The 18,900-nt window shown below is 45.5% G+C and carries 16 protein-coding genes and 1 tRNA gene; 5 read left to right on the forward strand and 12 right to left on the reverse strand.

Annotation, left to right across the window (positions count from 1 at the left end; all coding sequences use genetic code 11):
* Window positions 1–33: 33 nt before the first annotated feature.
* A complete protein-coding gene (gene tal, locus ICN39_RS03405; RefSeq protein WP_216232700.1) occupies window positions 34–1,011 on the forward strand; it encodes a transaldolase in 978 nt (325 codons plus the stop codon).
* A gap of 181 nt (window positions 1,012–1,192) precedes the next feature.
* Here the strand turns inward: tal and ICN39_RS03410 are convergent, their stop codons facing one another.
* Window positions 1,193–2,791 carry a beta-propeller fold lactonase family protein gene (locus tag ICN39_RS03410; protein WP_216232701.1) on the reverse strand — a complete coding sequence of 533 codons (1,599 nt, stop codon included), beginning with the start codon at window positions 2,789–2,791 and terminating at the stop codon, window positions 1,193–1,195.
* Between the two features lie 290 nt (window positions 2,792–3,081).
* Here ICN39_RS03410 and ICN39_RS03415 point away from each other — a divergent pair, with 290 nt between their 5' ends.
* Window positions 3,082–3,702 carry a hypothetical protein gene (locus ICN39_RS03415; RefSeq protein WP_216232702.1) on the forward strand — a complete coding sequence of 207 codons (621 nt, stop codon included), beginning with the start codon at window positions 3,082–3,084 and terminating at the stop codon, window positions 3,700–3,702.
* Between the two features lie 141 nt (window positions 3,703–3,843).
* Here ICN39_RS03415 and ICN39_RS03420 read toward each other — a convergent pair whose 3' ends face one another.
* From ICN39_RS03420 to rnr, 3 genes are read right to left on the reverse strand one after another with little or no spacing between them, the layout of a single operon-like run.
* The gene (locus tag ICN39_RS03420; RefSeq protein ID WP_216224441.1) at window positions 3,844–4,029 is read right to left on the reverse strand and encodes a DUF2892 domain-containing protein; all 186 of its coding nucleotides are present in this window, start codon (window positions 4,027–4,029) and stop codon (window positions 3,844–3,846) included.
* 15 nt (window positions 4,030–4,044) lie between these two features.
* Window positions 4,045–4,812 (reverse strand): 23S rRNA (guanosine(2251)-2'-O)-methyltransferase RlmB, encoded by a 768-nt coding sequence (gene rlmB, locus ICN39_RS03425; RefSeq protein ID WP_216190066.1) that lies wholly within the window; start codon window positions 4,810–4,812, stop codon window positions 4,045–4,047.
* 44 nt (window positions 4,813–4,856) lie between these two features.
* Window positions 4,857–7,250: a ribonuclease R gene (rnr, locus tag ICN39_RS03430; protein ID WP_216232703.1), complete on the reverse strand. Its 2,394-nt coding sequence runs from the start codon at window positions 7,248–7,250 to the stop codon at window positions 4,857–4,859.
* Window positions 7,251–7,407: 157 nt separating this feature from the next.
* Between rnr and ICN39_RS03435 the strand changes: the two genes are divergently transcribed.
* Window positions 7,408–7,494 (forward strand) — tRNA-Leu (locus ICN39_RS03435).
* 123 nt (window positions 7,495–7,617) lie between these two features.
* Here the strand turns inward: ICN39_RS03435 and ICN39_RS03440 are convergent.
* A complete protein-coding gene (locus ICN39_RS03440) occupies window positions 7,618–9,318 on the reverse strand; it encodes an amidohydrolase (RefSeq protein ID WP_216232704.1) in 1,701 nt (566 codons plus the stop codon).
* A gap of 178 nt (window positions 9,319–9,496) precedes the next feature.
* Here ICN39_RS03440 and ICN39_RS03445 point away from each other — a divergent pair, with 178 nt between their 5' ends.
* Window positions 9,497–10,819 carry an APC family permease gene (locus ICN39_RS03445; protein ID WP_216232705.1) on the forward strand — a complete coding sequence of 441 codons (1,323 nt, stop codon included), beginning with the start codon at window positions 9,497–9,499 and terminating at the stop codon, window positions 10,817–10,819.
* Here the strand turns inward: ICN39_RS03445 and ICN39_RS03450 are convergent.
* From ICN39_RS03450 to ICN39_RS03465, 4 genes are read right to left on the reverse strand one after another with little or no spacing between them, the layout of a single operon-like run.
* Entirely contained in the window at window positions 10,805–11,305 is a 501-nt protein-coding gene (locus ICN39_RS03450; RefSeq protein ID WP_216232706.1) for an ureidoglycolate lyase, read from the reverse strand. The two genes, ICN39_RS03445 and ICN39_RS03450, sit on opposite strands and share 15 nt — an antisense overlap.
* A 17-nt stretch (window positions 11,306–11,322) precedes the next feature.
* Window positions 11,323–12,129: a DUF4239 domain-containing protein gene (locus tag ICN39_RS03455; RefSeq protein ID WP_216232707.1), complete on the reverse strand. Its 807-nt coding sequence runs from the start codon at window positions 12,127–12,129 to the stop codon at window positions 11,323–11,325.
* Between the two features lie 5 nt (window positions 12,130–12,134).
* Window positions 12,135–12,821, reverse strand: coding sequence for a dienelactone hydrolase family protein (locus ICN39_RS03460; protein WP_216232708.1), 687 nt, complete (start codon window positions 12,819–12,821; stop codon window positions 12,135–12,137).
* Window positions 12,822–12,846: 25 nt separating this feature from the next.
* The gene (locus ICN39_RS03465; RefSeq protein ID WP_216232709.1) at window positions 12,847–14,112 is read right to left on the reverse strand and encodes an MFS transporter; all 1,266 of its coding nucleotides are present in this window, start codon (window positions 14,110–14,112) and stop codon (window positions 12,847–12,849) included.
* A 58-nt stretch (window positions 14,113–14,170) separates the two neighbouring features.
* On the opposite strand from ICN39_RS03465, the gene ICN39_RS03470 reads away from it, so the two are divergent.
* Complete coding sequence (locus ICN39_RS03470) at window positions 14,171–14,686, forward strand: hypothetical protein (RefSeq protein WP_216232710.1); 516 nt, start codon at window positions 14,171–14,173, stop codon at window positions 14,684–14,686.
* On the opposite strand, the gene ICN39_RS03475 is transcribed toward ICN39_RS03470, so the two are convergent.
* The 3 genes from ICN39_RS03475 to ICN39_RS03485 all read right to left on the reverse strand — a co-directional run bounded on the left by ICN39_RS03475 (window position 14,673) and on the right by ICN39_RS03485 (window position 18,857).
* On the reverse strand, window positions 14,673–15,164 hold the full coding sequence (locus ICN39_RS03475) for a hypothetical protein (protein ID WP_216232711.1): 492 nt from the start codon (window positions 15,162–15,164) through the stop codon (window positions 14,673–14,675). The genes ICN39_RS03470 and ICN39_RS03475 overlap by 14 nt on opposite strands.
* A gap of 70 nt (window positions 15,165–15,234) precedes the next feature.
* Complete coding sequence (locus ICN39_RS03480; RefSeq protein ID WP_216232712.1) at window positions 15,235–17,451, reverse strand: malate synthase G; 2,217 nt, start codon at window positions 17,449–17,451, stop codon at window positions 15,235–15,237.
* Between the two features lie 65 nt (window positions 17,452–17,516).
* The gene (locus tag ICN39_RS03485) at window positions 17,517–18,857 is read right to left on the reverse strand and encodes an adenylosuccinate synthase (RefSeq protein ID WP_216232713.1); all 1,341 of its coding nucleotides are present in this window, start codon (window positions 18,855–18,857) and stop codon (window positions 17,517–17,519) included.
* Between the last annotated feature and the right edge of the window lie 43 nt (window positions 18,858–18,900).

Here is an 18,900-nt window from a genome sequence, read left to right on the forward strand (position 1 = left end):
CAAGAAACCCACTTTAGAGTATTGAGCAAGCCCATGAATAGCACCGCCTCAGCATTAAGCCAGTTAGAGCAACTCAAGAAACTGACTACAGTTGTAGCCGATACAGGCGATTTTGAGCGCATGCAGGCCTTCCAGCCACAGGATGCGACTACTAACCCTTCACTCATTCTGAAAGCTGCTCAGCAAAGCAATTACCAGGATTTAGTGAAGTCTGTAAAAGCAGCCCATCCAGGTATGAGTCCAACCGACCTCGTGGATTACATCTTGGTTGCGTTTGGCTTGGAGATTTTGAAAATAGTTCCAGGACGTGTTTCTACAGAAGTAGATGCCAGACTATCTTTCGATACCAAGGGTACCGTAGCTAAGGCTAAGCATTTAATTGCCTTATATGAATCTCATGGCATTGATCGTAAACGCATCCTAATTAAATTAGCAGGCACATGGGAAGGTATTGCTGCCGCAAAAGAATTAGAAGCACAAGGCATCCACTGCAATATGACTCTACTCTTCTCGCTAGTGCAAGCGGCTGCATGTGGTGCCGCCAATGCCAAACTCATTTCTCCATTTGTGGGTCGCATTACGGATTGGAACAAGGCCAAGCTTGGTGCCAACTGGAGTGATACGGCCAATGGTGGAGCAAATGATCCTGGTGTGACTTCAGTGAAGAGAATTTTTCATTACTACAAGCACTTTGGGATCTCTACAGAGATCATGGGTGCCAGCTTTCGCAATACCAGCCAGATATTAGAGTTAGCTGGTTGCGACTTATTAACCATCAGTCCAGAACTATTGGCCGAGCTCCAAAGTGGCGATGCGTCTGTTGAGAAAAAACTCAATCCCGCCAATGCTCAGGCAACATTACAGGCTGAAGGCATTACGCCATTAAAGCTCGATGAGTCTAGTTTCCGCCTACAGCTCAACAACGATGCCATGGCAACTGAGAAACTGGCGGAAGGAATTCGAAACTTCTGTGTGGATACTGAGAAGTTAGAAGCGCTACTGGCCAACTAACTGAAATTAGGGTCAAGACTTATTGAGGCTCAAGATACAGAGGCATCTATACAAGTCAAACATGGCTTGATATATCCCGCCTCTGCAATGACTTCCAACGACCCAAAGTAGCCCCTGAGAAGTCAAGAAAAAACCGTCCGAAGACGGTCTTCTCTATTAACACTAACAAAGACTATTTGACTCAATGTAGGATTGTGAAATCCCACGGAGAGGGTCCTGTCGCCACGGTAGGCGTACTCAGTGGAGTCAAAATACCGTTGCTGCCAATGGAATACATGGATACGTTGCTAATGTTGCCATTAAGTACGTAGGCATAGGTGCCGGATGCGTTAACTTTCACAGCAATAGCTCCAGAGCCTGCTGCTATGGTGGGCGTACTTAAAGGAGTCAAAATACCATTGCTACCAACGGCGAACATAGAAATAGTACCGCTACCACTATTGGCTACATATGCATAGGCTCCCGCAGGAGTAAATGTAATTGCAAATGGATTGCCATTCGCCGTCACATTAGGCGTGCTTAAAGGCGTCAAAACACCGTTACTTCCAATGGCATACATTGATATAGTATTGGCTGCATAGTTAGCTACATAGGCATATGTGCCTGCTGGATTAACAGTGATCGCTGGAGGGCCCAAGCCTGTCGCCACAGTAGGCGTGCTCAAAGGCGTCAAGATGCCATTGTTACCAACAGCGTACATTGAAACAGTGCTATCACCGTAATTAGTTACATAGGCATATGTGCCCGCTGGATTAAGTGTGATTGACTGCGTGAAGTTTCCCGCTGCAACGCTTGGAGTAGTTAAAGGAGTCAAAATACCATTGCTACCAATTGAATACATTAAGACATTAGTAGAGCCATTGATTACATAAGCATAAGTACCCGCAGAGTTAATGGCAATTTGATAAGGATTGGGGCCAGCTATCACCGTAGGGGTACTCAAGGGCATCAAAATACCATTGGCGCCTACGGAGTACATGGAAATAGTGTTCTCTCCGTTATTTGCTACGTATGCGTATGTTCCCGCTGGATTGATTGTTATTCCATTAGGGGTGCGTCCAGTTGATACGGTTGGGGTACTTAGTAGAGTCCAAACGCCACTACTACCAATGGAATACATTGATACAGTATTGTCACCTTGATTGGTAACGTAGGCAAATGGTGTTGTACAGGTCACAGCCACATTGGAAATTGCTGAATTGGCTACTGTTCCAACACCATTAGTGACCGAACAATAGAGGCCACTCGGCTGTGTGAGCACGCTAACCGCATAGCTTGTACCATTAGCTAAAGGCGTGTCAAAAGTGAAAGAGCCATTTGCACTCACTGTCGTTGAATTGGAGCTGTTATCCTGCAGCACCACAGAAGCCCCAGAACTTAAGCCACTCACCGTGCCACCAACCTCATAAGCAGTGGTTGCGCAAGCGACTGCTACATTCGTGACATCTGCACTGGCGACCATTCCAGTACCATTGGTAACGGTACAAATTAAGCCACTCGGCTGCGCTCCAACTGTTACCGCATATGCAGCGCCATTAGCCAAAGGCGTGGCAAAGGTAAATGTGGAGCTACTTACAGACACTGTTAATGCATCGCCGCCATTATTTTTCAGAGTTAATGAACCGCTAGCTAAACCACTAATTACACCGCCAACTGCATAATTTGATGTAGATACGATTGAAGTGGTTGGTGAAGCGCTTGAACTATTGCTACCCCCACAGGCAGCTAAAGACGCAGTTAGGATAATTGCCAATAGGGGGAGTAGTAGACGATTTTTCATGGGCTCTCAGAGTATTAATATGCAAATAAAATTCTTAAAAAATATGACCATATGACCTTGCTTATTAATATTAGGCATGTAACCTTCAATGTCGTACTAATAAGAAAATAGGGGGGAGTCATTTTTAAAAAAGTTAAGTTAACAAAATAAAGAGCAATATTTCATCAATATCTGTACACTTTTCATCGCTCTCTCCCTCGAATGAAACCCCCATAAATAAAGGGTCGCCATTCATTTGAGTAAGTTACCCACCTTTTTGTATACTTTTTAGAAAGCTATGTGGCGTCAATATGCCTAAAAATCCTGAAATCTCCTTTGCACAGGCAAAACAGGAGCGCTCCAAAAAAACGTTAAATGACTTATTGGAAGCCGCTCATGAGCTTGTTGAAGGTGCTGACCCCAATTTATTTACCAGCAGGTCACTTTCAAAAAGGTCCGGCTACGCTTTGGGCACCTTAACTAAGCGTCTTACGTCAATAGAAAAGGTTTTTCTCTGGGCAATTAAGAAGGCTCAGCAAAAAAAACTCGAAGAAATGTCTCAACTCATCGAAGATTTTGATCCCAGCCAACCCCTAGAGATCCTGATGGGAGAGTTGGTTGATATGGCAATAAATAACATTCAGAAGGTGAATCCACTGGTAATTCGTTTTTATGACGAGCGCATCCATAAAGCTGGAAATCTACACAATTTTCACCACTTGTCAGACCCCTTGGTTCCAGCCTTTTTTAATGCGATGAAACGAGATAGGACGAATACTTTCCGACCTATGTCAGAAGATGAATTGAAATTAATTCTACGCACAACATCAGTCTTTATCGAAAGGCCTATTGTCGAGAATGAATCCTTTGTTGGAACAAATGAACATCGACGGCTGGCTCTAAAAAACATGTTAAGGCTACTGGGACAATAGGATCAAAAAATAAATCAAGCGTAGGTAACCATTGAAATTTTGATTGACCGCTTCTGGCCGATAGCGGAGCATCAGCGCCAAAAGAAAAGCCATCCTAAGGATGGCTTTAGTATGGATTTGGGTAGTAACTAAGACTAGTACCTATTTCTTGGCGGTATTAATACCTAGTATTGAGTAAGCGGGGCAATTACCAATCATTCCCGTTAATAGCGGGATCACGCCTATCCAAGCCCAAGGGCCAGTGATACCAAAGCCAGCTAAACCCATTAGCGTTACGCCAACAGTCATTCGCAGAACGCGATCAGTGTGTCCGATATTGCATTTCATATGAAGCTCCTTGTTTTACTTGGCAGCTTTGTCATTCTCTTTTGCTAGGCGCTGTCTTAATGCCTCATACAAGCATACGCCACTTGCAACAGATACATTCAAACTGGAGACAGCACCTTGCATAGGAATACGCACTAACTCATCACAGGTTTCTTTTGTAAGGCGGCGCATACCCTCACCTTCGGCCCCCATCACAATCGCAATCGGACCTGTGAGGTCGAGGTCATAAATTGATTTTGTGGCTTCGTCATCGGTACCGATGAGCCAAACACCTGCTTCTTGCATCTCTTTCATACTACGAACCAGGTTGGTCACTGTAATGACCGGTATCACCTCTGATGCACCGCTAGATACTTTACTAACAGTGGCATTGATAGATGCAGAGCGATCTTTGGGAACTACTACGGCATCTACGCCAGCACCATCCGCTACACGCAGACAAGCGCCAAAGTTATGGGGATCAGTAATACCATCTAAGACTAGGAGCAATGGCTTCTTCTGCGCACCCTCAGCATCTTCAATCACTTCAGTAATAGTGCGCGCAACAGTCATTTTTTCAGCCAAAGCAACGACACCTTGGTGACGATCATGGCCCGTCAATTTATGTAGACGCTCTGCATCAGCCGCATGCAAACGTTCGCCCAGAATCTCTTCGGCTTGCTTTAAAAAATCACCCATACGTCTATCGCGACGACCAGAATCAAAGTACACCGACTTCAAGCTATCTGGGTCTACGCGTAAACGCGCTTGAACTGCATGGAACCCTACTAGTATTTGCTTCATTTCGTTTGCTTCATCTTTTTTAATCTTATTTTTCTAATTAATCTTTATTTGCGACGCGCTTTAGTGCTGCGGACTGGAGGTTTGCTACCTGCTGGCTTGCCGACAGACCTGCCTGGCTTAGCGGATTTACCGTTTTTACCATTTTTACTGTTGGCTTTGCTCTTGGACTGGTTGGCTCCTAGAGTCCCCGCAGATTTAGCCGCGTTTACATTAATGCCGCTTGGCTTTTGCGGAGTCTTATTATCTGCACGACTTCTTTGGGGGGCTGCTTTTTTGTTTGGCCTACCCGTATCGGATGCTAATAGCAGCTGACGACGGTTAGAGGAGCCACCAGGTTCTGCGCCAACGGATTTAACAAGACTAAATTCAATCTTGCGCGCATCCAGATCAACGCGACTCACCAATACATGCATGCGATCACCTAAGCGATAACGAATACCTGTACGCTCGCCACGTAACTCTTGGCGTGCTTCATCATATTGGAAGTAATCCCCACCAAGCTCAGTGACGTGCACCATACCTTCGACAAAGAGATTTTCCAGCTGAATAAATAATCCAAAGTTCGCAACACCAGTGACAGTACCTGCATACTCCTGACCTAAATGGTCGCGCATGTAGTAACACTTGAGCCAGGCTTCCACGTCACGCGATGCCTCATCAGCACGACGTTCATTAGATGAGCAGTGAACACCTAATTGACCCCAAATTGGCAATGCGGCGTTTGCCCCCTTAGGTAACTTTGCACCTTTGGCTGCTCCTGCTTTTGCATCGCTTTGGGATTTCTTGGCATTAACTGCGTTCTCACGACCCTTACCTTTGCGCGGCAAAGTCAGGTTGAGTGGCACTTTAGGCGGCAAGACTGGTACGTAAGGCTTTTTTTGCAGAATCGACTTAATTACCCGATGTGTGAGCAAATCAGGATAACGACGAATCGGACTAGTGAAATGAGAGTACGCTGGATAAGCTAAGCCAAAGTGGCCTTCGTTATCCGGTTGGTACATCGCCTGCTGCATCGAGCGCAATACAACTGACTGCAGCATATTGGCATCAGGCCGCTCTTTGATTTCACGCATCAATTTAGCGTAATCGCGTGGCTTAGGTTTATCACCGCCGCCCAATGAGAGTCCTGAGGTTCTGAGAACTTGACGCAATGTCACCAACTTCTCTTCCGATGGCTCACCATGCACACGATATAGACTAAGGTGCTTATTTTTCTCTATAAAGTCTGCGGCACAAACGTTCGCAGTCAGCATGCACTCTTCAATTAAGCGGTGAGCGTCATTGCGAAGACGTGGCTCAATACGCAGAATCTTGCCAAGCTCATTACTAATGATTTGAGTCTCAGTGGTTTCAAACTCAATCGCACCCCGCTTCTCACGAGCTGCCAACAGAATCTTATAAAGTGAATAGAGGTTGCCCAGCAATGGGCGGAACTGTGCAAATCGTGTCGCTTCAGGACCTTTGCTGTTTGAGAGAATCTCCCAAACCGTATCGTAGGTAAAACGTTGTGCTGAATGCATTACCGCTGGATAGAACTGGTATGCCAAAACAATACCGTTGTTATCGACAACCGAGTCGCAAACCATACACAGACGGTCCACGCCTGGATTAAGAGAGCAAAGACCATTTGAGATCTTCTCTGGCAGCATTGGGATCACGCGTCTTGGGAAATACACCGAAGTAGCGCGCAATAAACCATCATCATCTAGCGGCTGTCCAGGCTTCACATAATGCGATACGTCAGCAATAGCAACAATCAAACGCCAAGCTTTGGTCTGACCATACATGACAGGCTCACAGTAGACAGCATCATCAAAGTCACGTGCGTCAGCACCGTCAATGGTGACCAAAGGTACGTCACGAAGGTCAACGCGACCTTCCAAATCAGCTTGCTGAACTGTATCTGGCAATGCTGCAGCCTCTTTCATGGCAGCAGCAGAAAATTCATGGGGTACACCGTACTTACGCACAGCGATTTCGATTTCCATACCGGGATCGTCAATTTCGCCCAATACTTCAACTACACGTCCAACTGCCTGACGATAACTATCTGGGTAATCAATAATTTCAACACTAACAACCTGACCTAACTTGGCCTGCCCCTGACCTTTTGGCGGGATCAAAATGTCATGACCAATACGCTTATCTTCCGGCGCAACAATCAAAACACCGTTTTCATTTAAGAGACGACCGATCACTACTTTATTGGCGTGCAGAACTACCTCGACAATCTGCCCTTCTGGGCGACCACGTCGATCGGTTCCTAATACTCTGACATTGACTCTGTCGCCGTGCATGACGCGTGACATTTCTCTTTCCGATAGAAAGATATCTTCACCACCATCATCGGGAATGACAAATCCAAATCCATCTCGGTGCCCTTGAACTGTTCCTAAGCGGTCAGCCTCACGTGGCAACAAGTCTTTTGCTTTACGCATTTAATTCCTTCGGCAATACATGCCCTATCTATATATCTACTGATATCTATTTTTGTTATGAATAAGGCTACTGTATCAAACCACCAAGTCTGAAGGGGAAAAGCCAAATGGGGGTGGAAATGACCTCAAAACGCCCATCCCTCTATAATAAGGTCATGCCCAGGTGGCGAAATTGGTAGACGCACCAGCTTCAGGTGCTGGCGATCGTAAGGTTGTGGGGGTTCGAGTCCCTTCCTGGGCACCAAATACACCTACAAAGTCCTATATGGGGGCTAAAACGCTCTTTTCAATAGGCAAGGCCTCAAAGCACCCAAAGAAAAACCGCCCGAAGGCGGCTTTAAGCTTTGTATCTAACTGCAAATGATCTTTAGTTTTTCTTGAATACCTGCTGACCGTTTACCCAGGTTTCATTGACTTCAATGTCTCTAATCTTATAAGCGTCCGTTTTCATTGGATTTTTATCAACAATGGCAAAGTCAGCATACTTACCTGGTTCTACCGACCCAATCTTGTCATCCATCTTTAGCTGATAAGCTGCGTCAATAGTGACCGCCTTTAATGCGTCATTAATGGATACCTTTTCATTTGCATTCAATACCTTTTGCGGGGCAACCTGCCAAAGTCGTGAAGCGCCTTCCGAGGCATACTTCAATGGATGAATAGGAGATACTGGAGAGTCACTATGGTAAGCAAAATGCATACCCCGTTTAATTAGGCTAGCGCCTGCATCAATGCGGTTTGCTCTTTCAGGCCCAAGTAGATGATCATGAAATGCCTCACCCCAATAATCTGTATGACCAATTGTGAAGCCAGGGACAACACCCAGTTTTGCAGCTCTTGAGATCTGCGCTTGCGTGGGAACAGTGAAATGCTCAATTCTTAATCTAGTTTTAGCATCGCCTGGTTTGGTAACCATCTTTTCGAAAACATTCAGAGTTTGCTCAATCGATTTATCGCCATTGGAATGCACGGAGATTTGCCATCCTTGATCAAATCTTGGCTTGGCAAGATCATAGAGCTCTTGCTCAGTAAAATTGAGGGTGCCGGTATTTGCGGTTCCTGCAGGATACGCATATGGCTTAGTCATTGCACCAGTCAGACCTTGATCAGAGCCATCCGCCACAATCTTTACCCCAATAAGCTTATAAAGGTCATCCCCCTGGCCTGGCTTATAGCCATTGTTGGTAAGCGGATAGGCGCCTGCATACATATATGCTCTCACTCGCACTGGCAGCTTGCCACTGTGGGTCATCGCATTTAATAAGGCGTATTCCTTATCAACACCAAGGTATCCGCCAACAGTAATTTCTGCTGAAGTGGTGACACCCTTACGCACCATTCTCTGACCAACCCTTTCAACAGCTTGCTCAATCATTTCTTGATTTGGAACAGGCATTTTGCTTAAAAACAAATAAAAGGCTGGTACCTCATAAATCACCCCTGTTAAATGCCCATTACTATCTTTTAGCAACTGGCCACCCTTTGGATTCGGACTAGCATCAGTCACCCCCGCCATCTCCAAAGCCTTATGATTTACATAGGCAATATGCATGCTTTGATTCATCACAAAAATTGGCTTAGTGGTGGATACCTTATCCAAGATATCGGCCGTCAACTCAGCCATGAATGGTTCTGTCCTGGATGGATCAACACCGAATGCAGTGATCCACTCACCATCCTTTACATTCTTACTGTATGCAGTCAGCTTTGTAACCAAGCTATCCAAGGTGTCATGTGGCATCGTGAAATTGGACATGTTCTGCCACAGCTCTTCCGAAAATGCCGTGCCCAGAATGTGTACATGAGGCTCAACTAAGCCAGGCATCAAGGTTTGACCATTTAAGTTAATGAGCTTGGTGTCTTTGCCTTGCAAAGCTTTCACTTGAGATAAAGATCCAACCTTAAGGATTTTTCCATTCTGAATTGCAACAGCCTCAGCTGCAGGTTGAGCTTTATTCATTGTGACAATATCGCCACCATAGAAAATAGCATCTGCGCTCCCACTTGCGATGGCTGATTGTGCAATCAAGCACATGGCTGTAAAGGCAATTTGATTGAAATGGCGCATTGTTTAACCTTAGGATTTAGGGGGTATTTCTTATGAATTCTAACAGTGCAAAGGCTAGAAATTGGCTATGCAGACTATCTCAATCCCAGCACCTTATTGGAATGTCAAATAGCCTTTATTCGCCACAACCTTTAATATTGGGCACTTGTCCCAGCTTTACGACTTCAGAAAACACAAATTGACCAGCCAGCCAAATCCGACTTTACTCAAAAATTCGAGCAAGAAAGCCAAGGGCATTAGCCTCTTTTCAGCGACTGCCCTCGGCATCGGCGGAATGATGGGTGCTGGGCTGTTTTCTCTTTTGGGAACTGCCAGTGCTCATGCGGGGTCACACATTCCCCTGGCATTTTTGTTGGGGGCTATTGCCGCCTCATTCTCGGTCTACTCATACGCCAAATTAGGCGCTACTTTTCCTAGTAGCGGGGGCGCCGCTACGTTTACGGTAATGAGCTTTGGGCCTGGAGTTATTTCTGGTGGCCTCAATATCTTTCAATATCTCGCCTATCTGATTGCGGCAGCACTCTATGCCGCTGGATTCTCCGAATACGCAAATACCCTGTTAGGTGGAAAGCTGTCCCCTTTCGAAATTAAGCTCGTGGGTGCCGGCATAGTCATTTTTTGTGCCGGCATTAACTTACTGGGTACCGATATCGTTGGCACTGCAGAAATGCTGGCGATTGGGTTTGTCACATTTGCCCTTCTACTCTTTTCTATTGAAGGCATTCATGTGGCCGATGTAGGTGCATTTAAGATGTCTAGTTGGTCTATTAATGGAATAGCTATTGCTACTGGCATCTTGTATATCAACTACCAAGGCTTTGGGGTTGTGACTAATTCTTCCAATGCCATGCAAGCACCCCAAAAAGAGCTCCCTCTGGCGATGTTCTGGGCGCTGATTTTGGTAACGATTGCTTACGTATTAGTCAGTACCGCAGTGATACTACTGCTTTCCCCTGCTCAGATAGCGCAATACAGCGGTCACGTATTAGCCGATGCAGCTCAAATCGTCGCTGGTAAAGCAGGTTTTATTGTGATTGGTGCCTCTGCCCTTCTGGCCTGTGCCGCCGCACTCAACGCCACGATCTTTGCCGCATCCAATATTGCAGCCGATATGACGCTCAAGAGCTCAGTATCAAAGGCCTTAAGTGACGAGGTCTTAAATACAGAATTTCGTGCATTAACCATATCAGCGCTCTTGGTGTTTGCTTTAGTAATGGCATTTCCATTAGACGTTGTTGGCAAAATGGCAAGTCTTGCCTTTTTATTGGTCTATGCCGCCATTACTTACGGACACATTCGTGTACGAAATCAAACAGGCGCCAAACTTTGGCCGCTTTGGGCGGCCATCATCATTAACCTAGGCTTGTTTGCTACTTTATTTGTGAATGTGATCGAGACTGCTCCGAATAGCGCCCTTGCTCTAGCAATCGCTCTCGTAGGTTCTTTTGCGATTGAGGCAACTTCTCGTAAATTTCTGAGAAAGAAATTAAAGACCCATTGAGCGGTGCAAAATTTTAGATTTCATCTCTGCCCACAGACTTTCAAAATCTTCAATTTTTTCTTCTGATATCTGCACAGGCTCAAAGAGGCCGCCAAAGATAATAGAGCCCTTCTTCACCAAAGTCTTATCAAACTCACCCAAGGATATCGGCTTATCGTCCATATCTCTGGTGAGCTCAGCCGAGCAGACAATCGCATCTGCATCATCTCGATCAATTACTGCAAACTCAATGAACTGTTGATTCTTTTCGACAATGACCAAAGTACCACGGGCATAGCAAACCGCCTCATGTGCTTGCACGATATAAGCAAGAAACCGGCTCTGCTCATCGCCATCCCCCATGGGAAGATCGTCAATAAAGAAAAGGTATTGATCTCCCTCGCCATTTACCAAAGTAAATACCTTTGGAACAACCCCATGGCCTAAAGCCAAATTGCGGTAATAGGAAGAAATTTCTACTGCGAGATTTTCAGCAAATAAGTGCATAGTGATTCGGGAAAATATTACTCTTTACGGGTTTTAATAGATTCAATAATTTTATAGAAGGCATCCGGCTGAACCGCATTTTGGCCTTTAAATGGCTGATCGGTAATAACCAATAAAGAAATCAACGCTCCCATCGTAATCGGCAGAATCTTCAAGCCTAAAAAGAATGAGTCTGATGGCAAGAAAAGCGTATTGATACCCATCAAGGCAAACATACAGATCAAAATAACAATCCAGAATAAGCCCGGCAACCGGATATTGGAACGCTCAATACGCGCCTCCCTACTCTCAGCAACCTCTTCGGATTTTTTGATGATATCGGTATACATTGCTGTTTGACGATTGGTTTGGGGTTCGATAGACATGAGTTGTCTAGAAATTCCACGCCAGAGCATATGCGTATTGGAACTTCCCTCGCCTTTCTGCAATCGAGCCCACTCGTCATTAACGATGGAATTCATATACTCAAATAACTCAATACGAATAGGCGCTATGGATGGATCACCAAATCGAGTAAGTAGACGATCTAAGTTATTAATGCGTCCAGCCTCTTGGGATACTAGTGTTTGCACTTCGCGAAAATTGCTTTGTGCTTGATTGAGTAAAAAACCAATTAAGAGCCCGCTTAAAGTAATGATTGATCCAAAAAGACCCAAGCCCAATCGAGTGCTATCTTGTGTAGGCGCAAAGATCGGGATGGTTTGCAATAGGCGCGGCAGCACATCTAGCAGTGTGACGAAAAATAGAATCAATAGCAGGAGAATTTGGATGTTACTTTTTTTATAAATCCAGTTAAAAAAAACATCTTCACGTCGAGTATTCATAAGGCCTAACTATTGATATTTTTTTGTAGGAAATTAAGAGTGCGTTCCCAGGCCAGCTGTGCTGCTTCAGCGTTGTACTTTAGCGGTGCCAATCCCCGTTCATCGGATTTAGGGTTTGCAAAGGCATGCTTTGTGTCGTAGCGATGAAATTCATAACTCACACCTGCTTGCTGTAGCTTTTGCTCTAGTTGATCGACTCCAGCTATTGGGAAGAACTCATCATGCGTAGCCCAGTGGCCCAACATCGGCTTGCTAATAGCATCAGCTTTTACATACTCCAAAGGAGGATTGCCGTACCAAACGATAGAAGCATCGAGTTCGGGCACATTACAAGCAGCCAAAATAGTCAGCGCACCACCCATGCAAAATCCTGTTACCGCTACCTTTGCACTACCAGTGGCTTTCAAGTATTGAACCGCACCCCGAATATCCTGACCAGCAGCATCTCCAAAATTAAGGTCGCCCATTAAATGCTCGGCTTCATTGGCTTCAACCGCTAACTTGCCTCGATATAAATCGGGGACTAGTGCGCGATACCCTGCTTCAGCAAGGCGATCGGCAACTGCCTTAACCTCATCATCAAGTCCCCACCATTCCTGAATGACAACCACTCCAGGAGCATTCGTATTATCCACTGGCTCAGCCAAGTAACCATTTACCGCCTGTCCATCAGGTCTTTTAAATTCAATCATGGAGTCTCCTTATGTTCTTTAGTTCTTACGCTTTTTTCATATCAGAATGAATATATCCCACAACCCAAAAAGTGAGCAAGCCACAAATGGCAGCCCCATAACCAACTAGGTTGTAATGTTCCATCCTGCCATTAGTTGTAATTGTGACCACCAGGCCTGCCACTACTGATGCTATGCCGGAAGCTAACATCTGTACTGAGCCAATTAAGCTCATAAAGGTTCCCCGAATTTTAGGCTCCACCATTTGACTCACAATAGCCATGGCCGGAATCATTCGGCCAGAAATCAAGACAAAGAAGGCGGTCTGATTAACAAGTACCACCCATAAAGGAACCGGTATTAAATTGGTTGTTACTAGGATCGGTATCAAACTAATGATGGCTAGTATGCGAAATACTTTGACCTTGCCATATTTATCCGCCATGTGTCCAATAAATCTAGAGCTCATCAAAGTCGCCAAACCACCACAAAGATAGATCAGGGAAATGTAGGAATTTTCGATCCCAACGTTAGCGGTGAGATAAAGGGCAATATAAGGAATGACAGTAAAGCCAGTCAACATAATTAGACCCACAAACAGAAAGGCACGTAGATGGCGATGGGCCACAAAGACTTCGTAGATTTGCTGGAAGCGACTACCCTCATGAATGTGATGCAAGTGTCCAGAAATTTTGGGGATATAGCGATATCCAATCAATAGAATCAATATAGAGATCAGGCCAATAAACATAAATGGAGCGCGCCAGCCTAGAAAGCTGATGTGGTTTGCTAAGAACAAACTCAAAGGCACGCCTGCAACAGTTGAAACTGAGAACGCAGCCATGACCGTACCCAGCGCCTTACCCCTGCGCTCAAAAGGAATGGAATCAGCCACAATCGTCTGCACCAAAGATCCTAGAATGCCTCCAAAGGCGCCTGCGCATGCACGGGCGATAAATAACATGTGGTAGTTTGAAGCAAATCCACAAGCTATCGTTGCAATAATGAAGCAAACATACAAACGCAGGAGCAATTGCCTCCGTTCAAAACGGTCGATGTAATAAGTCGCAAACACCCCAGCGATCGCAGCGGCAAAAGTATAAGAAGACAGCAGCAGACCGAATTGATGCGTATTAATGGAAAGTGCTGTAATGAACTGAGGCCCCAAAGGCATCATGATCATGAAGTCAAGGATGTGGGTGAACTGAATACCCGCCAATGAAAACAAAAAGAAGCGCTCTTGCTTCTTCGTTTCGGCTGTATGAGGGGCGTTATTCAAGGGCTGCTTTACTTGGGTTATTTGATATGACATTATCAACCCTGATAAGGATGTTTGCTTATCCAATCCTTTTTCAGCTACCTCTAAATTTATGCCAATATCTACTGAAGTTATCAATCAAGCATCTCTAGCCGGTATTCCTATACTCCCGTTAATAAGGGATAGTCTTTATGGGGTGCTAGGCCTCATTGTGGTGATTGCTTTTCATGGTGGCTTTATCAATTTCGTCATGATTCGCTTTGAGCGGTTGACTAATCAAAACCTCAAGAAAAAGCAATATGACCGCGTTTTTTTTCATTTCTACGCATCTTTTTTAATCATCGCCCTCATTCACCTGTTAGAAATTATCATTTGGACAATCTACATCATCAGACTCAATTTAATTGATGATGGCCTACAGACCTTGCTCTTCGTGGGGAGCTGCTACACCACGGTGGGCTTCGTCTCAGATATTCTGCCAGCCGGCTGGAAAAGCTTAGCTTTCTTTATCTCTTTTTCAGGATTATTCTCAATCGCATGGACCACCTCAACCATGATTGGGATGACCGCCACTTTTAAGGCGGCCTGGAATATCAAACACCACCAAAACGACCCTACCGTCTCTTAATATAGTAACCATATACGCAACGAGTCCCGCCCCTAGAAGGGTTGTGCGTATCGTGAATCACGCCATCCATGATTGCGGTGAGATGCTTAGAAACTTTAGCAATCAGTATTTCCTTGGGAAGCTCATCAGGACGTAGGTGCACCTGGCAACCTGCCCCCACTTTCATGGTGGGCACCCATTCAAAACCTAAACCCAAAATGTAATCATGAAATACATTCCGGTGATTACCGTTCCTAGGTGATGAACCTTTGACATTCAGTCTTTTAGCAAGACGGTCATTTCTTAGTTGGGCGTAACTCTCATTTGCCAACCTTAAATCCTCATAGACGCGCATGTAAGGTAGGTTTGCAGCAATCGCAATGGATCTCACAACGCAGTCCCCTGCACCACCTTTGAAGCCAGCCGCCTCCCTACCACCATCATTAAAGTGAAATGAAAACAGGGAAGTTTTAGAGAAGGGGTTTAGAAATCCAAACATTTGACGGTACCCAATAAAAAATGGATTTGCTTTTTGGGCAAATCCATTCTTACTTAAAGCATCGGCTAATTTACTTAGCGTGTGCCTTCTTCACTTCTAAGCGCCATGCGTGCAACAAAGGCTCTGTGTAGCCATTAGGCTGCTCAAGACCTTTGAAAATCAAGTCACTAGCGGCTTTATAGGCATATGAATCTTTGTAGTTAGGCATCATTGGCTGATACAAAGCATCACCAGCATTCTGGCCATCCACCACTTTAGCCATACGCTGCAAACTCTCGTTGACCTGATCAGCAGTCACGATGCCATTGAGTAACCAGTTAGCAATATGTTGGCTAGAGATACGCAAAGTTGCACGGTCTTCCATCAAGCCTACGTTATGAATATCAGGGACCTTAGAGCAACCTACGCCTTGATCGATCCAACGAACTACATAACCCAAGATGCCTTGGCAGTTGTTATCTAATTCTTGCTGAATCTCTTCCTTAGACCAGTTAGCCTTCTCAACCACCGGAATAGTCAACAGATCATTGAGTAATGCTTCAGCTTCCGCAGCCGTATCGAGCTTTTCCATTTCTTTTTGGATTTCAGCTACTTTTACTTGATGATAGTGAAGCGCATGCAAGGTAGCCGCTGTTGGTGATGGTACCCAAGCTGTATTTGCCCCTGCCTTAGGGTGAACAATCTTCTGCTCAACCATGGCCTTCATCAGGTCGGGCATTGCCCACATACCTTTACCAATTTGAGCGCGGCCACGCAAGCCGCAATCCAAGCCTGCAAATACGTTACGACGCTCATAAGCGGATAACCATTTGCTGGTTTTCATGTCGCCTTTGCGCATCATTGGACCCGCGTACATTGCAGTATGCATTTCATCGCCAGTGCGATCCAAGAAACCAGTATTAATAAAGGCAACGCGTGCGCCTGCAGCGGCAATTGCTGCTTTGATGTTGGAGCTCATACGACGCTCTTCATCCATAATGCCAAGCTTTACGGTATCCGCTGGTAAGCCGAGTAATTTCTCAACGCGACCAAAGAGTTCGCCCGCAAAAGCCACTTCTTCTGGGCTATGCATTTTTGGCTTCACGATATAAACGGAACCCTTGCGAGTATTTCCAATCGCCTGGCTTGCTGGACGGTTGATGTCATACAGAGCAATCAATACAGTCACTACGGCATCTAAGATGCCCTCGTAGATTTCCTTGCCTTCACCGGTAATGACAGCTGGGTTCGTCATTAAATGACCAACATTACGGAGGAACAAGAGTGAGCGGCCGTGCAGAGTTACGACGCCATCTTTTGCATCAACAGCACCGATACCAGCTTTGTATTTGCGATCTGGGTTCAGTGAGCGAGTAATCGTCTTGTCGCCCTTCTTTACTTCCTCAACCAAAGTGCCTTTTAAGATACCTAACCAGTTGTCATAAGCAAGAACCTTGTCGTCAGCATCAACGGCAGCAATAGAGTCTTCCAAATCTAAAATAGTAGAGAGTGCAGCCTCGAGTACAACATCGTTAATGCCGGCAGGATCGCTGGCACCAATGGTTTTGCTCTTATTGATTTCAATATCAATGTGAATGCCGTTATTGCGCAGCAAGATAGAACTTGGAGCTGATGCCTCACCTTGGTAACCAACAAATTGCTTCTCATCCGCCAAACCAGTTGTAGTGCCGTCTTTTAATTTAACGGACAATTTATTGCCATCAACAGAGTAAGCAACTGAGTCACGGTGTGAACCCTTAGCTAAAGGTGCAGCCTGGTCCAAGAAATTGCGAGCAAATGCAACTACTTTTGCGCCACGAATAGGGTTGTAAGCACCAGCTTTAGTGGCGCCATCTTCTTCTGAGAGAACATCAGTGCCATAGAGAGCGTCATATAAAGAGCCCCAACGTGCATTAGCAGCATTTAAGGCATAACGCGCATTGAGAACCGGAACCACTAATTGAGGGCCGGCTTGAAGCGCCAACTCATCATCCACGTTTTGAGTTGTAGCAGTAATTTTTCCTGGAACATCCACCAAGTAATCAATCTCTTTCAAGAACTTGCGATACGCTGGCATATCTGTGATTGGTCCTGGATTAGCTTGGTGCCATTTATCCAAATCCAACTGAATGCGATCGCGCTTTGCAAGCAACGCATCATTCTTTGGTGTGAGGTCTTTAACAATCTCATCAAAACCCTTCCAAAAATCGGCACTCTTAATGCCGGTACCCGGAAGCACTTTGTCTTCGATAAAGCGATATAGGGGAGTTGCCACTTGGAGGCTATTGCAGGTAGTGCGCGCGGTCATGTTGATATCTTCTTAAGCAAAAGTTAATAAATAGGTTTGGTTAATAAATTATTAAATATTTTCCATCAATCCTGGAAAGGATGCTGAAGGAGGATGGTTTCATCACGCTCTGGGCCCGTAGAAACCATGGCGATTGGCTTACCAGCCACTTCCTCGATACGACGCAGGAACTTTTGTGCCTCAGCAGGCAACTTATCCCACTCGCGGATACCGAAGGTTGTACCCTTCCAGCCCGGGAAGTCCTCATAAATCGGCTCGCAACGGGCGACAGATTCCGCGCCACGTGGCAATACATCTAGCTTCTTGCCATCAAGGTTGTATCCAACGCATAAGCGAATGGTTTCAAAGCCATCGAGGACGTCTAATTTGGTAATGCAGAGGCCAGATAAGCCGTTAATCTGAATCGAACGCTTTAATGCAGCAGCATCTAACCAGCCAGTGCGACGTGGGCGACCGGTTACAGAGCCAAATTCTTTACCTACTTCAGCCAAACGTACTCCAATCGGATCTTGTCTTGCAGGATTGTCGTGATCATAGAGTTCGCTCGGGAATGGACCTGCGCCAACGCGTGTGCAGTAAGCCTTCGTAATGCCCAAGATATATTGCAAAGAGTCTGGACCAACGCCTGAACCTGCAGCAGCATTACCTGCTACGCAGTTACTGGAGGTTACATAAGGATAGGTGCCGTGATCGATATCGAGCAATGTGCCCTGCGCACCTTCGAATAATAGGTTTTGACCGGATTGCTCGGCAGCATATAAAGCGCTAGATACATCCACCACCATTGGCTTGAGACGCTCCGCGTAAGACATTGCCTCAGCCAAAGTCTTTTCATAGCTCACTGGCTCAGCACCATAGTAATTACTGAGCATGAAATTGTGATATTCCAAGTTCTCTCGCAATTGCTCTGCAAATTTTTCTGGGTAGAACAAATCCTGCACGCGCAAAGCACGACGCGCTACTTTATCTTCATACGCAGGTCCAATGCCGCGACCAGTAGTTCCGATCTTTGCTTCGCCGCGCTTCTTCTCGCGGGCATGATCAATGGCAACGTGATACGGCAGAATTAAAGTGGTTGCTTCAGAAATTTTGAGTCGAGACTGAACATCTAAACCAGCGGCTTCGAGCTCACCGATCTCTTTAAACAGGGCCTCAGGTGAAAGTACTACGCCGTTGCCGATATAGCAAATTACGTTTTTATGCATAATTCCGGAAGGAATCAAACGCAGAATAGTCTTCTTGTCGCCGATGATGAGGGTATGGCCCGCATTGTGTCCGCCCTGGAAACGGACCACGGCTTGCGCATGATCAGTTAACCAATCCACCACTTTACCTTTGCCTTCATCACCCCACTGGGTGCCAATGACAACTACGTTACGACCTTTGGTTTGCTGCTTTGAAGACATAATGAAATCCAAAAAGATAATTACAAAATAAGTTAACTGCTTA

The organism is Polynucleobacter sp. AP-Reno-20A-A9, from assembly GCF_018882085.1.
GTDB lineage: Bacteria > Pseudomonadota > Gammaproteobacteria > Burkholderiales > Burkholderiaceae > Polynucleobacter.